Genomic DNA, 14,021 nt, shown 5'->3' with positions numbered 1-14,021 from the left:
CCGACGGATTATAACCTAATCGGCGTTAATCTGTCGCCGCTTTTAAGTCTTTTAAACGGACGCCCAGCACCAGAGCGGTGACTAAATACACAATCGCGCCAAGTGCGATCAATCCAGTCAGCATCAAAGCGCGTTGCGTCAGCCCCCAGCTCAACCAAACTGACATCGACTCCATCTGCCATAAAATCGCAGCGACCATCGCGCCACCAGCCACCAGCAAACGAACAATAAAACCAATCGTACGCGCAGAAATGACATACACCCCTTGCTTGTGCAGGCCTCGGTACAACAACGCCATATTAATGAAGGCCGACAGCGCCGTCGCGGCGGCCAAGCCGACATAGCCATAAAACCAACCAAAGATGGCGTTGAACACCATGTTGCTCAGCATCGCAACGATCCCAAAGCGCACTGGCGTTTTGGTGTCCTGACGCGAGTAGTACCCCGGCGCCAACACTTTGATCAACATAAAATTGAGCAAGCCTGCGGAATACGCCAGCAGCGACATCGACGCCATGTGCACATCATCTGGCGTAAATTCGCCGCGCATAAACAGCACCATCAACATCGGTTTCGCCAGCACCATCAACCCCAGCATGGCAGGCACGCCAAGTAGAATGACCATGCGCACGCCCCAGTCCATAGTTTGCGCGAACCCATCGCTGTGTGCATCAACATGTTTACGTGACAGCGCTGGCAGAATCACCGTTGCAATCGCAATACCAAACAAGCCCAGCGGGAATTCCAATAAACGGTCGGAATAATAAAGCCAGCTGATGGAGCCGGTTTGCAGAAAACTCGCTACGAACGAATCAAATAACAAGTTGATTTGACTGACTGAGACACCAAATAGTGCTGGAATCATCAGTGTACGAATTTTCACCACGCCGGGATCTTTCCAACCCCATTTGGGCTTAACCAGCACGCCGGCCTTGATCAAAAACGGCAGTTGGAACAAAAACTGCACCAAACCACCTAAAAAGACACCGATTGCCAAACCTATTTCCGGTTGATCCAACAATGGCGAGATATACCACGCCGACAGGATCATCATGACATTGAGAAAAACCGGCGTAAAAGAAGAGACCGCGAACTTACCCAGCGTATTCAATACCGCGCCAGAAAGCGCCACAAAGGTAATGAACCATAAATAAGGAAAGGTAATTTTCAGCAGCAAGCTGGCAAGTTCAAACTTCGGTGCCGCCGGCCCATCATTGAGCCAGTCTAAAAACCAACCGGCACCAAACAGCGCCGTGACCACCCCAGAGAACACCACCCCCAGCACGGTGACGATGGTCACCAAGACACCCAGCGTCCCCGCTGCCCGAGCAATCAGCTCGCGTGTTTTATTGATGTCCCCTGATGCATGATATTCAGTCAATACCGGAACAAACGCCTGAGAAAATGCCCCTTCCGCAAACAGACGACGCAGGAAGTTGGGAATACGGTTGGCAAAAAAGAAAACATCGGCACTGGCGCCTGCGCCCATCAGGTTGGCGACGACAATGTCGCGCACCAATCCCAAGACGCGTGAAATCAACGTCATGGCACTGACAACCATGCCTGACTTGAGTAAGCGTTTACTCACGGTAACCTCGAAAAATACGCTAAAACAACATTATCCTTCTTCACCGGGAAATAATGTCAGTGAGAGATCAGATAAGTATTAGCATTGGCAAAAAAATACTGTTAGAATCCCCGCCATCTTAACCGCGAAGACCTTCCGATTCCAAACTTGTTTGGCTTAGACGGGTTTTTGCACAAATCATTTGACAATTAAGTGCAAATAAGGGATATTTCCGGCCCTTAAATTGTCACCGAACTAAAGTTTTTGGGAGTTAGACCCTTGGCAAACTGTAAATCTGCTAAGAAGCGCGCTATCCAATCTGAAAAACGTCGTCAGCACAACGCTAGCCGTCGTTCAATGATGCGCACTTACATGAAGAAAACTGTTGCTGCAATCGCTGCAGGCGACAAAGAAGCTGCAACTGCTGCATTCGCAGTCGTTACACCAATCCTAGACCGTATGGCAACTAAAGGCCTTATTCACAAGAATAAAGCAGCTCGTCATAAGTCTCGTTTCGCTGCTGCTATCAAAGCTCTGTAATTTGAGCCTGATATCCCAGTGATAAAAAAAACCGGCCTTGGCCGGTTTTTTTATTGGTTGTGTTTGCAAAAATAAACCAAAGTTTCCATCTCGCATCCCTTCTGACTATCATTTTTCATATAGTGCATCGATTGAAAACTTCGGCCATGACATCCTGTCAGTCTGAGCAGTACAAACGATGAAGCAATTCGATCATTGATTTCACGTCATCACTGCTGAGTGTGTAATACACTGTTTGCGCTTCTTTGCGCGTCTCCACTAAGCCATCCCGTCTTAGCCAAGCCAAGTGTTGCGATAGCGCTGATTGACTCAATTCCAGTTTGCCACACAGCTCCCCAACGGAGAGTTCCTGGTTGTGCAACAAGCATAGAATCTGCAAGCGTCTCTCATTTGCCATGGCTTTCAATAACACCACTGCTTGTGCGGAGTTCTTTTCCATTTCCTGTAGGTTCATGAGCAAGCCCCCTTGAAATAACCGCTTAAGCGATACTAATGCACATCATTGTTTCTGCCTGAATGCATCAAACCATTAGCTGCGGGCAATCATCCTCGCGGCGCCATTATTATGTTGGTTCATTTCAGGTTCAACGCTCTGGCAAAAACGGACAAAGAGTACGCCTAAATGTGCCGAAAACACCTCCTACCATTGCGGTAAAACAGGACAAGTATTCATCGGTTGCGTGATAGTAATCTATTTATTAACAGTAATAAAACTCTCATTCAAACAAATTACTAAAATCTGCATCACATACATTCTTTACGGCTGGGTGCTGAATCATTCGCTCGGCGAATATGACGTAGTACTCTTCTTTGATTTCGTCAACGCGGCTAATGAGCTGCAAAGCGCGCTCTTGGTTCATTTCATTCATATACAGCAGCGGGGCCATAAAGATGACGTCGGGGTGATAGAGCGCGAACGCTTTCATCAGTGCGGCATCATCAAACTCCCCTAAAATGTTGGGTTGAATGCCTTGATGATCAAACCACTGACGCACTTTGCGTCCCATCGCGGTGCGGCTACCGGGGATCAATAGTTTGTATTCTTGTAATAGCGCCGGATAGCGCGTTGTGTCGACACCACCGCTAGAGAAGAACCCCATGTGGCTTTCTCCCAGCTTTTTACTAAATAGCCCCGGGCTCTGGCTGGAATCCACTGGGCAGTCTGACAAAATCATGTCCAGCTTATGCTGCGAGAGCTGCTCAAGCAGCATTTCGTGAGTGGATTCGAAACAACGCAGATGAATGCTGTTGTCATCGGGGATGGTGGTCATCAAAATCTTGCTCACCAAGCGCTTGGAAATGGCATCCGCGACCCCGACGTCAAACTGAACGTTGTTGCGCTGGCTGTAGTTGACGATATCCAGCATTTCATAACTCAGGCCAAACATGCGGTCGGCGTATTTAAACACCAACTGCCCCAGCTCGGTGGGCTCAATACTGCGGCCGTTGCGTTTGGTCAGCTTGCCCGCCATGCGCTCTTCCAACGCTTTGATTTGACCGGTGACGGTTTGAGGCGTCAAAAACAGCGCATCCGCCGCTTTGGTCACGGAGCCTTGTTTGCACACCATCCAAAAATAGTACAGGTGGTTGTAATTGAGGTGAGACATAAGCAGTCACTTGTGATGAACAGAGCGTTGGTTATAGCAAATGTCCGACCCTGTCGCAATTTTTCGGGATAATCGAACCATTCACACCTAAGAAATATATTTACCGAAACATTGAATCCCACTCATGACAATGTTGACACAATTGACCTCCTTCCCCGCTGAAAAAATCAAATTAATTTCTCGACGTACGTGTCGTTCGAAAATCACAAAAAACACTTTATAAACAATTGGTTAAATTCAATAAAGTCACTTTAACTGACCGTTCTAATCGCCCTATTAACAATTCTCTCGTTTTGTTTCAGCATTGTCATATTACTGAAATATTCGCCCTCTACTATCGCCCACAGATTCAACAACCGACCAAAGACATTCAGAAGGTCAATGGAGAAAACAATGATAAACCAAGCGACTACCACTGCCGCGCCAATCTCATCGACGACGCGATGGCTACGCTGGGCAAACTTGGCTTTCATGCTGTATCTACTGCTACTGGCAGTTGCCATGGTGGGCAGCGGATTTAAATGGGCAACCGGCGATCAGGCAAAAGTCCTGTTTGAGTTTGCTTCTCACCCGGTCGCTGGGTTGATGATTGGTTTGGTGGCCACGGCGCTGATTCAATCATCCAGCACAGTCACCTCAATTATTGTCGGCCTTGTGGCGGGCGGATTGCCTGTTGAAACCGCCATTCCGATGGTCATGGGTGCCAACATCGGTACAACCGTCACCAATACGCTGGTCAGCCTCGGCCACGTGCGCTGCAAAGAAGAATTCAAGCGTGCTTTTGCCAGCGCCACGATTCACGACTTCTTTAATTTGCTCGCCGTCTTCATTTTCCTTCCCTTGGAAATGATGTTTGGCATTCTGGAAAAAATCTCGCATTGGTTGGTCTCGCCACTTCTGGCGACAGGCGACATGAGCCTGAAAGGCTTTGATTTTATTAAGCCAATGACTAAACCCGTCATCAGCGCGCTGAAAGAGCAGCTCGCCACCTTGGGGGATACCTTGGGCGGTGTGGCGCTGATCCTGCTGGGCATTGCGACCATTTTCGTGGCGATCACCGTCATGGGGAAACTGATGAAGAGCTTGATGGTCGGCCGCGCACGTGAACTGCTGAAAAATGCCATTGGCCGTGGCCCACTGCATGGTATTGCCTCAGGCACGCTGGTTACAGTGCTGGTGCAATCGTCATCGACCACCACCAGCCTGATGGTGCCACTGGTTGGCTCTGGTGTGTTGAAAGTGCGTGACGTGTATCCATTCACGCTGGGCGCAAACATCGGGACGTGCATTACGGCGCTGCTGGCGGCGACCGCGGTATCGGGTGAGTTTGCTGTGTTTGCCCTGCAAATTGCGCTGGTCCACCTGACGTTCAACTTACTCGCAACCCTATTGATTTACGGCATCCCTTTCTTACGTGAGCTGCCAATCAAAGGCGCAGAGACCATTTCTGAGTGGGCGATTAAGAGCAAAGCGGTGGTCGCGGGCTACTTGCTGTCGGTGTTTATCGTCATTCCAGGCATGATTCTGGCGTTTACCTCGTAAACGAACCGAACCCAAAGCTTCCCTCTCGGGAAGCTTTTTTGTTTGCCTCACATCAACAAGAAACACGCGCTGTTTCGACGCTCATCCTCGAGATCGACGCGCATAAAAAAACGCTGGCACTGCCAGCGTTTTTTGTCGTTCGCCATTACACCGAAAACGGATATTGAATCGGCTCATGGAACTCGTAGCCCGTAACATCAAAATCATCCAGCGTCACCCAAGTTTCCAAATCGTGTAGCGATTTGATGTTTGGGTTGATGTGAAATTGCGGCGCCGCGAGCGGTTCACGTTTCAATTGCACATCGCGCATGAGCGCCAGTTGATCCTCATAGATGTGCGCATTGACAATCTTGTGGTAGGCCTGCCCCGGCTTCTTACCGGTAATTTGCGCCATGATCGCCAAAAAGACATACACTTGGACCATGTTAAAGTTTAGCCCCAGCGGCACATCACACGAGCGTTGCGTGCTGTTTAAGTACAGCGTGTCTCCCAACAGGGAAAAATGGTGGCTGTACATACACGGACGCAAACAACCGAGGTGGAATTCTCCCGGGTTGTAGAAGTTCAGAATCTCACCGCGATCGTCAACGCCACGCGTCAAGTCATCGACAATTTTCTTCAACTGATCCACATGACCGCCATCGGGCTTCGCCCAAGCACGACCTTGCACGCCATATACACGCCCCATGTCGTCTTCACCTTGACGGTGGGGGTTATTCAGCCATGCGTCGTTCAGGTTGGCGTTGGCATCCCACGTTTTGGTGCCCAGCGCGCGAAAGTCAGCGGCATTGTCATAACCTCGGATGTAGCCCAGCAGTTCGGCGACCGCTGCTTTCCAAAAACTCTTACGCGTGGTCACCAGTGGAAACTGGTTATTGGCCACGTCATAAGTTAAATCGGCATTGATCACGGTCAGGCAGCGTTTGCCTGTCCGTTCGTTTTCCACCCACACACCTTCATCGACAATGCGCTGGCAAAGATCTAAATACTGTTTCACTTCGAACCCTTACTTTGCGGCCACGCTGTCTTGGTAACGGCCACGTTTGTAAGCCCACACCATCAGCAGTACGCCAGCAATAATCATTGGTGTTGAAAGGATTTGTCCCATTGAGATGACTCCGCCAAACAGCCCCAGCTGGGCATCCGGCTCTCGAACAAATTCAACCAGGAAGCGGAATGTACCATATCCCGCCAAGAATAGCCCAGCAACCGAACCCAGCGGACGCGGCTTCTTAATGAACCAATTGAGAATGAGAAAGAGCACAATCCCTTCTAAAACAAATTCATACAGTTGTGATGGGTGACGAGGCAGCGGCCCAGCATTCGGGAAAATAATCGCCCAAGGCACATCGGTGGTGCGTCCCCACAGTTCGCCGTTCATGAAGTTGCCCAAACGGCCCATGCCCAAACCAAATGGCACCAGCGGCGCCACAAAATCAGCCACACCAAAGAAGGTGCGCTGATGTTTATGCGCATACCAGAACATCGCGGTGATCACGCCCAGCAGGCCACCATGGAACGACATACCGCCCGTCCACACTTTGAAGAGGTAGAGTGGATCGGCCAAAAACAAGTCAAAATTGTAGAACAGTACGTACCCGATTCGACCACCGATCACCACACCGAGAAAGCCGGCAAACAGCAGGTCAGACACTTGCTCACGCGTCCAGCCACTGCCGGGTTTATCGGCACGGCGGTTCGCCAACCACATGGCAAACATAAAGCCAATCAGATACATCATGCCGTACCAGCGCACAGAAATCGGCCCAATGGAGACTAAAACGGGGTCAATGTTTGGAAATTCAAGATAGCCCTGAGACATAAATTGTGTTCTCTTTTCTTTTAAAATCAGATCATTGCATCAACATTGTGACAGCAACAAACATAAGGAAAACCGCAAAGAAGCGCTTTAATACCGTGGTCGGCAACTGCGTTGCCAGTTTGGCGCCAATCCGGGTGGTTAACATCGACGTTGACGCAATCGCTACCAGCGCTGGCAGATACACATAGCCCACACTGTATTGCGGCAGCCCTTCGGCTTGATAACCGTGCAAAATAAAGCCAAGCATGCCGGAAATCGCAATCATAAAGCCACACACCGACGACGAACCGACCGCTTTGCGCATCTCAACGCCGTGATGGTTGAGAAACGGCACGGACAGCGAACCGCCCCCTATCCCGGCCAAACTCGACACCACACCAATCCCACTGCCGTAGAGCGCCGTCATCATCGCGCCCGGCATGGGCCACGTGTGCGTCACACGAATGGAGCGATACATTTGCAGCGCCAACACCAACACAATCGCGCCAAACACTTTCGGCAAATAGTGGTTGGGAATCCACTCTGCAATCACCGAACCGAGGAAACCGCCGACCAACACGCCAGGCAGCAGCCATTTGACGACGAACATGTCGACATTACCGAGTTTAAGATGATTGAGCGCAGAAGAGCCCGAGGTCACGATGATGGTTGCCAACGACGTCGCCAGCGCCAGTTGCATGACGATATCCGGCGAGATGCCCGATAGCGGTAACAGAAACAGTAACGCAGGCACGACGACCAACCCACCGCCAATGCCGAGCAAACCTGCCAGCACACCCACGATAGCCCCAAGTAACAACAGCAGGGCCATTAATCCGATACTCACATTGTGTTCCTATTTTTTACCCGCTCTGACAAAGCCGGCGAAGCCTTTCTCTTCGAAATGAGTGAGCATCATATTATAAATATCATGACCGTAGGGTTGCATCAGCGCTTTGTCAGCAAGTGAGCGCAATTCGCTCATATCAGAGTGACGAACCAAGTATTTCACCCGCGCGACGTTCGAGGTGTTCATACTCAGCGCGGTGTACCCTAACCCAATCAGCAATAAAGAGCCAATCGGATCGCCCGCCAACTCGCCACACACACAAACCGGAATCTGATGTTGTTCACAGGTGTGTTGAATCTGCTTGAGCGCCATCACCACAGCCGGATGCATCGATTCATAGACATCAGCCACACGGGAATTGTTCCGATCGACCGCCAACAGATATTGCGTTAAGTCGTTGGTGCCCACCGAGACGAAATCAATTTTGTTGGCCACCAGCGGCAACAAATACAGCATTGACGGCACTTCAACCATGATGCCGATCTCCGGCATCACAATTTGATCGTCGACTTTGCGCGTTTCGGCATAGGCTTGATGAATCAAGGCCAATGCATCATCGAGCTCTTTGGTGCCGGAGATCATCGGCAGCAGAATGCTCAGGTTGTTGTAGCCTCGGCTGGCACGCATCATCGCCCGCAGTTGAATCATGAAGATATCGGGATGATCGAGCGTAAAGCGAATCCCACGCCATCCCAAAAACGGGTTGTCTTCTTCAATCGGCAGGTACGGCAGCGGTTTATCACCGCCAATATCGAGGGTGCGCATCACCACGCGTTGATTCGGATACGCCGCGAGCACCGTGCGATACAGTTGAATCTGCTCTTCTTCTGACGGGAAACGGTGCTGCAATAGAAACGAGATTTCGGTCCGGTACAACCCCACCCCATCCACACCTTGGTTGATGGCAATGTTGGTGTCAGCGCTCAAACCGGCATTGAGCAGCAATTCGATTCGTTGCCCATCTTGCGTAAACGCAGGCTCCGAGATCGCCTCGTTGACCATTTTCGACAGCTCGCGCTCTTCATTGGCGAGCGCGCGATACTCAGACAGCACCTGTTTGGCCGGCGAAATAAAGAGCTTGCCACTGTAGCCATCAACAATGCCTTTCTTGCCATTGATCTGTTTGAGGTTCACCGACACGCCCATGATGGCGGGAATGCCCAGCGCGCGCGATAAAATCGCTGCATGCGAGTTCGCCGCCCCTTCGAGCGACACAACGGCCAACAACTTATCTTTGGGCAGCGCCGCCAGAATAGACGCCGTCAGCTCTCGCACCACCAAAATAATCGGTTTATCAAGCTGTTGCTGTTCGTGTTCGGTGTTGTAGAGGAAATAGAGCAGACGTTGTCCCAGTTCACGAACATCTTGTGCCCGCTCTCGCAGATAGGCATCCGACATGCGGGCAAACCGGTTGGAATAGGTTTCGACCACCTGACGCAGCGCCCAGTCTGCGCGATCGCCTTTTTGAATCTGCACCTTGAGATCTTTGCGCAGCATCGGGTCGTTCAAGAGGTGCGTAAAGAGGTCAAAGATCGCCAGCGCTTCTTTGTTGATTTCGCTGTCGAGCTTTTTACGCATCTTCCGAAAATCGCTCAGCGCGCTTTCAATGGCACGCGTCAGCCATTCCTGTTCGCGATCGACATCCAGCGTTGACGCCGGATACACTTCCGCAAGCTGTGGTTGGGAGTCATCCCACCATAATTCGCCAATAGCAACACCGGGAGACGCAGGAATTCCACTGATCGCTTGTTGTTTTTTGGTCAGCAGCCAATGGCCTTGCGTTCGCGCATGCGCGACGATCACCGCCAGCTGAGCCGCGAGCGTGACGAGAAACGAGACTTCCATCTCGCTAAACAGACGAGGAGATTTCTGTTGGACAACCAAAACGCCCAACACTTGTTTGCGGTAGATAATCGGTGTGCCGAGGAACGAGTTGTAAACCTCTTCGCCCAGCTGTTTGAAGTATTTAAAGTTGGGATGCTTCGACGCTTCAGCGAGGTTGATTGGCTCGGCAGAACGCTTCACCAACCCAACCAGACCTTCATCAAAATCAATGAGGATTTTATCGCCTTTGAATTTCAAGCCTTGGGTCGCCATCAATTCCAGACGATGCATCTCTTCATTTGCTAAATAGACAGTACAACACTCAGTGCTCATCGCACTGCATGTCTGTTTTACAAAAATATCCAACGCTTGGTAAACGTCTTCAACTTTTGAAACCTGTTCAACTATATCCCTTAGCTGAGAGAGCATCTCTATCCTCTTCGATTTTTGCGCTTACCTTTCACTTTACGTTCTTTAAACGGCATCGCCAATGACGCAAATTCTTTCATCGCCCGACGATACACATCACGCTTAAAAGAGACCACTTGTCTCACCGGATACCAATAACTCACCCAGCGCCAACCATCAAATTCAGGGGTGCTACCACGCTGCATGTTGATTCTTGATTCATCACATTCCAAACGCAGTAGGAACCATTTCTGTTTTTGTCCAATACAGACAGGCTGCGAATCCCATCGAACCAAACGTTTTGGCAGCTTGTATCGAAGCCAATGTCGACTGGTCGCAATGATTTTGACGTCCTTTTTCGTTAAGCCAACCTCTTCGTAAAGCTCCCGAAACATCGCTTGCTCAGGAGTTTCACCCTCATCTATTCCACCTTGCGGGAATTGCCATGAGTGTTGCCCGTATCGTTTCGCCCAGAATACCTGACCATGGTTGTTACAAATCACAATACCCACATTGAGTCGGTAACCATCGCCATCTATCACTGGCAAACCTCTAGTAAAATCTTAATTGCTTTGATTTTTCCACATATCCCCAACGGGAGCAAACTTACTAATGTGATTCACACGAAATTTATTGCTTGCGACCTGCAAATTGAATAAGTTTTGTTCAAATTAAAACTTATCAACAGCAGAGTGAGAGATAGCCCACATTTATTCACGTTTTCTGTGAATAACCATGTGCAGAAGACAGTGGACTGTGTAAAAAAGCCATCAAACCCACAATGTCCCACTTCAAAAACCAAACACAAAACCAATAATTTTCCCTTATAATTCATGAGTTAAAAAACATGTAATTCAATCAAGCTAGACGTAAAATAAGAAAAGATCATTCAAACTCAAAAAACGCTCAAAGATCCACCAATTCCGCTGTTATCCACACCACTGCGTCAAAATGCGCTTTTTTTCGCCGTCATCCCGGTCGCGATTCAACCGGAAACCCCTGTTTATGCATACATGTCACATTAATCTCATTTGTAGCCCTGAGCCACCTGTGGATAACTAGCAAAAAGATGATCTTTTGCACACGTTGATCATTATTTCTCCACGATCCGCGTACGCCGAAAATTTGCTACAATCGCCTTTTTGCCCACAGCGCTTTTTATGAAACCAGAACCACAAACCGAACAGGAACTGCTAGCACGGGCGCAGCACATTGCCGGCGTCTCGTTTGCCGAGCTCGCTCAAGAGGCACAGATGACGGTACCACCGGATCTGCGCAAGGATAAAGGCTGGGTTGGCCAATTGCTGGAATGGCATTTAGGCGCCACCGCAGGCAGTAAACCGCAACAAGATTTCGAATCGCTGGGCATTGAACTTAAAAGCATTCCCATCGGTTACAACGGCAAGCCCTTGGAAACCACGTTTGTCTGTGTCGCGCCACTCACTGGCGTGCATGGCCTCACGTGGGAGCAAAGCCACGTGCGCAATAAATTGTCTCGCGTGCTGTGGATTCCGGTCGAAGGTGAACGAGAAATCCCGCTGGCGCAGCGCCGGGTTGGCTCGCCGCTGATCTGGAGCCCGTCTCCCGAAGAGGAAGCGCAGCTCAAAGCCGATTGGGAAGAGTTGATGGAATTCATTGTGCTGGGCAAGATTTCGGAAATCAGCGCGCGCCACGGCGAAGTGTTGCAACTGCGCCCGAAAGCCGCCAACGGCCGCGTAAAAACTGAAGCCTATGGCGCCAATGGCCGCCCAATCCAAACGCTACCGCGCGGCTTTTATTTACGGACTCAGTTTACCGCACGAATTTTGGCAACTTACTACGCTTGACTCTTAATGCTTGCTGATAGGCAGCGGAATATCGCTGTATTTCTGGCCGCCGGCGATCCCACACTCTTCATACGCGCAGCTCATGCGTAAATAGGCGTGGGTCAGCCCCAGTTGGGAGAGTTGATCTTTGGCGGCATGCAGGGATGAAAAATGCAACGGCTCCCCGCGATCAAGCAGCGGTTCCACACGATGTTTCACCTCGACCCCCAACGTATAATGAGTCGCATCAGCGCACCCAATCACATACACTTTCGGCGGCTCAAAGCCAGGTTTATGCGGGCTGTGCAGCCACTTCGTCAGTTGTTGTTTGTGCATCACTCACCTCCGTTTCCCTCAGTGTAGACGAGCCACCACAGAGCTCAAGTTCCTCCAGCCGCTGCTGCCGACGTACAAATTTCATTTCCTTTTGCACCAATTCTTCGCTTATAGTGAAATTCATATCAAAAGCCGCTTTAGTTTCAATAAGCTATAAGCGGCGTGTTCCGAATGCAGACAAGGAAGTGCCATGCAATACACCAAACTGCCTCACTCGAGCCTTGAAATCAGCAAACTGTGCCTTGGCACCATGACGTTTGGCGAACAAAATACACAAGCAGATGCGTTCAGCCAGCTTGATTACGCGCTCGAACGCGGCATCAATTTTATCGACACCGCAGAAATGTACCCAGTGCCTCCCAAAGCAGAAACGCAAGGGAAAACTGAAGCATTCATCGGCAACTGGTTAGAAAAATCCGGCAAGCGAGAAAAAGTGGTGTTAGCGACCAAAGTCGCCGGTCCGCGCAATGTGCCCTACATTCGGGACAATATGGCGCTCGACCATCGCCACATTCACCAAGCGATCGACGACAGCCTCAGCCGGCTAAAAACCGATTACATCGACTTGTATCAGTTGCACTGGCCGCAGCGTCAAACCAATACCTTTGGTCAGCTCAACTATCCGTACCCAGACAAACAAGAAGAAGTCACACTGATTGAGACGCTCGAAGCGCTCAGCGATTTAGTGCGCATGGGGAAAGTGCGTTACATCGGCGTCTCCAACGAAACCCCGTGGGGCTTAATGACCTACCTGCGTTTGGCCGAAAAGCATGACTTGCCACGCATGGTCTCAATTCAAAACCCATACAACCTGCTTAATCGCAGCTTTGAAGTCGGCTTGTCGGAAATCAGTCATCATGAAGGGGTGAAACTGTTGGCGTACTCCCCGATGGCGTTTGGCGTCCTTAGCGGCAAATACCTCAATGGCGCCCGCCCAACGGGTGCGCGTTGCAGCTTGTTTGAACGGTTTCAACGCTACTTTACGCCGCAAGGCTTAAAGGCGACTGAAGCGTACGTCAATCTGGCCAGAGAGTTTGGTCTCGATCCGGCCCAGATGGCACTCGCATTTGTTAATCAGCGCCCGTTCGTGGCCGCCAACATCATCGGGGCCACCAACTTGCAACAGTTAAAATCCAATATTGATAGTCTAGAGCTTGAGTTAAGTGAAGAATTGCTGCTTAAGATTCAAGAGATTGGCACACGCTACTCCAATCCTTGTCCTTAGAATTCAGAGCGGGGCTGGCGCAGCAGCCAGCCCCTTTTGATTACGTCGGTATTCGCGCACTTAAGACACGACGGATATGACGCACACGGCGTTCCGCTTTGATGGCATCCGGTACGCTGCTTCCCATTGGGCGACCGTCCACTTGCAAGCCGATATCTTTCAGTAAATGTTCGTTGTGCCAGGGAATATCAAACGCACTGCGGCGAACTTTTCGTTTCCATTCACGTTCTTCACGACGTAGATCAGCACGAACCAAGAGTGTAGCCAGTTGTAGATAAACAGAATGACGCATCATTTTTCTCCAGTTGAAGATTGAGACTGGGAAAATGGCGCTATGGTGCTGGAAAGCATGGGATGACCCCTGTTAGCTGCCAATTTCCGCAGCCTATCAGAGGTTACGGATTAATTAGAAATCTTTGCCTTTGGTATCGATGGCACGACGATCAGCAGACATGGGAGCTGCGGTCGCGGCACATGAACCGTGATTAGAAGCGCAAAGGGTATGAATCGATACAA

The 14,021-nt window shown here is 50.2% G+C and carries 14 protein-coding genes; 4 read left to right on the top strand and 10 right to left on the bottom strand.

Features of this window, described 5'->3' with window-relative positions; all coding sequences use genetic code 11:
- Positions 1–25: 25 nt before the first annotated feature.
- A complete protein-coding gene (gene murJ / locus ACF8PK_RS22545; RefSeq protein WP_004728882.1) occupies positions 26–1,588 on the bottom strand; it encodes a murein biosynthesis integral membrane protein MurJ in 1,563 nt (520 codons plus the stop codon).
- A gap of 258 nt (positions 1,589–1,846) precedes the next feature.
- Between murJ and rpsT the strand changes: the two genes are divergently transcribed.
- Positions 1,847–2,107 (top strand): 30S ribosomal protein S20, encoded by a 261-nt coding sequence (rpsT, locus tag ACF8PK_RS22540; protein ID WP_004728884.1) that lies wholly within the window; start codon positions 1,847–1,849, stop codon positions 2,105–2,107.
- A 157-nt stretch (positions 2,108–2,264) separates the two neighbouring features.
- Here the strand turns inward: rpsT and ACF8PK_RS22535 are convergent, their stop codons facing one another.
- Positions 2,265–2,561 (bottom strand): helix-turn-helix transcriptional regulator, encoded by a 297-nt coding sequence (locus ACF8PK_RS22535; RefSeq protein ID WP_004728885.1) that lies wholly within the window; start codon positions 2,559–2,561, stop codon positions 2,265–2,267.
- 262 nt (positions 2,562–2,823) lie between these two features.
- On the bottom strand, positions 2,824–3,714 hold the full coding sequence (gene nhaR / locus ACF8PK_RS22530; RefSeq protein ID WP_392443674.1) for a transcriptional activator NhaR: 891 nt from the start codon (positions 3,712–3,714) through the stop codon (positions 2,824–2,826).
- 393 nt (positions 3,715–4,107) lie between these two features.
- On the opposite strand from nhaR, the gene ACF8PK_RS22525 reads away from it, so the two are divergent.
- Positions 4,108–5,256, top strand: a complete 1,149-nt coding sequence (locus ACF8PK_RS22525; protein WP_004728888.1) for a Na/Pi symporter — start codon at positions 4,108–4,110, stop codon at positions 5,254–5,256.
- Positions 5,257–5,401: 145 nt separating this feature from the next.
- On the opposite strand, the gene ACF8PK_RS22520 is transcribed toward ACF8PK_RS22525, so the two are convergent.
- From ACF8PK_RS22520 to rppH, 5 genes are read right to left on the bottom strand one after another with little or no spacing between them, the layout of a single operon-like run.
- Positions 5,402–6,253 carry a thymidylate synthase gene (locus ACF8PK_RS22520; RefSeq protein WP_004728890.1) on the bottom strand — a complete coding sequence of 284 codons (852 nt, stop codon included), beginning with the start codon at positions 6,251–6,253 and terminating at the stop codon, positions 5,402–5,404.
- A 9-nt stretch (positions 6,254–6,262) separates the two neighbouring features.
- Positions 6,263–7,078, bottom strand: coding sequence for a prolipoprotein diacylglyceryl transferase (lgt, locus tag ACF8PK_RS22515; RefSeq protein ID WP_004728892.1), 816 nt, complete (start codon positions 7,076–7,078; stop codon positions 6,263–6,265).
- 31 nt (positions 7,079–7,109) lie between these two features.
- Positions 7,110–7,904, bottom strand: coding sequence for a sulfite exporter TauE/SafE family protein (locus tag ACF8PK_RS22510; protein WP_014204510.1), 795 nt, complete (start codon positions 7,902–7,904; stop codon positions 7,110–7,112).
- 9 nt (positions 7,905–7,913) lie between these two features.
- Positions 7,914–10,160: a phosphoenolpyruvate--protein phosphotransferase gene (gene ptsP, locus ACF8PK_RS22505; RefSeq protein ID WP_004728897.1), complete on the bottom strand. Its 2,247-nt coding sequence runs from the start codon at positions 10,158–10,160 to the stop codon at positions 7,914–7,916.
- Positions 10,161–10,162: 2 nt separating this feature from the next.
- Positions 10,163–10,681 carry an RNA pyrophosphohydrolase gene (rppH, locus tag ACF8PK_RS22500; protein ID WP_004728900.1) on the bottom strand — a complete coding sequence of 173 codons (519 nt, stop codon included), beginning with the start codon at positions 10,679–10,681 and terminating at the stop codon, positions 10,163–10,165.
- Between the two features lie 618 nt (positions 10,682–11,299).
- On the opposite strand from rppH, the gene mutH reads away from it, so the two are divergent.
- Positions 11,300–11,965: a DNA mismatch repair endonuclease MutH gene (mutH, locus tag ACF8PK_RS22495; RefSeq protein WP_014204509.1), complete on the top strand. Its 666-nt coding sequence runs from the start codon at positions 11,300–11,302 to the stop codon at positions 11,963–11,965.
- Positions 11,966–11,968: 3 nt separating this feature from the next.
- Here mutH and ACF8PK_RS22490 read toward each other — a convergent pair whose 3' ends face one another.
- Entirely contained in the window at positions 11,969–12,280 is a 312-nt protein-coding gene (locus ACF8PK_RS22490; RefSeq protein WP_038152676.1) for a DUF6482 family protein, read from the bottom strand.
- Positions 12,281–12,470: 190 nt separating this feature from the next.
- Here ACF8PK_RS22490 and ACF8PK_RS22485 point away from each other — a divergent pair, with 190 nt between their 5' ends.
- Positions 12,471–13,505: an NADP(H)-dependent aldo-keto reductase gene (locus ACF8PK_RS22485; protein WP_004728906.1), complete on the top strand. Its 1,035-nt coding sequence runs from the start codon at positions 12,471–12,473 to the stop codon at positions 13,503–13,505.
- A 40-nt stretch (positions 13,506–13,545) separates the two neighbouring features.
- On the opposite strand, the gene ACF8PK_RS22480 is transcribed toward ACF8PK_RS22485, so the two are convergent.
- Complete coding sequence (locus ACF8PK_RS22480; RefSeq protein WP_004728907.1) at positions 13,546–13,797, bottom strand: hypothetical protein; 252 nt, start codon at positions 13,795–13,797, stop codon at positions 13,546–13,548.
- Positions 13,798–14,021: the final 224 nt, after the last annotated feature.

Origin of the sequence: Vibrio sp. CJQ_6 (assembly GCF_043106745.1) — a bacterium.
Taxonomy (GTDB): domain Bacteria; phylum Pseudomonadota; class Gammaproteobacteria; order Enterobacterales; family Vibrionaceae; genus Vibrio; species Vibrio furnissii.
Note: the sequence above shows the minus strand (reverse complement) of the source record. Positions and strands in the feature narration are given on the sequence as shown.

Coding starts and splice junctions, on each gene's coding strand:
- ACF8PK_RS22535 (WP_004728885.1), bottom strand. CDS start 2,561: ATGAACCTACAGGAAATGGAAAAGAACTCCGCACAAGCAGTGGTGTTA.
- ptsP (WP_004728897.1), bottom strand. CDS start 10,160: ATGCTCTCTCAGCTAAGGGATATAGTTGAACAGGTTTCAAAAGTTGAA.
- ACF8PK_RS22485 (WP_004728906.1), top strand. CDS start 12,471: ATGCAATACACCAAACTGCCTCACTCGAGCCTTGAAATCAGCAAACTG.
- nhaR (WP_392443674.1), bottom strand. CDS start 3,714: ATGTCTCACCTCAATTACAACCACCTGTACTATTTTTGGATGGTGTGC.
- mutH (WP_014204509.1), top strand. CDS start 11,300: ATGAAACCAGAACCACAAACCGAACAGGAACTGCTAGCACGGGCGCAG.
- lgt (WP_004728892.1), bottom strand. CDS start 7,078: ATGTCTCAGGGCTATCTTGAATTTCCAAACATTGACCCCGTTTTAGTC.
- ACF8PK_RS22480 (WP_004728907.1), bottom strand. CDS start 13,797: ATGCGTCATTCTGTTTATCTACAACTGGCTACACTCTTGGTTCGTGCT.
- ACF8PK_RS22525 (WP_004728888.1), top strand. CDS start 4,108: ATGATAAACCAAGCGACTACCACTGCCGCGCCAATCTCATCGACGACG.
- ACF8PK_RS22490 (WP_038152676.1), bottom strand. CDS start 12,280: ATGCACAAACAACAACTGACGAAGTGGCTGCACAGCCCGCATAAACCT.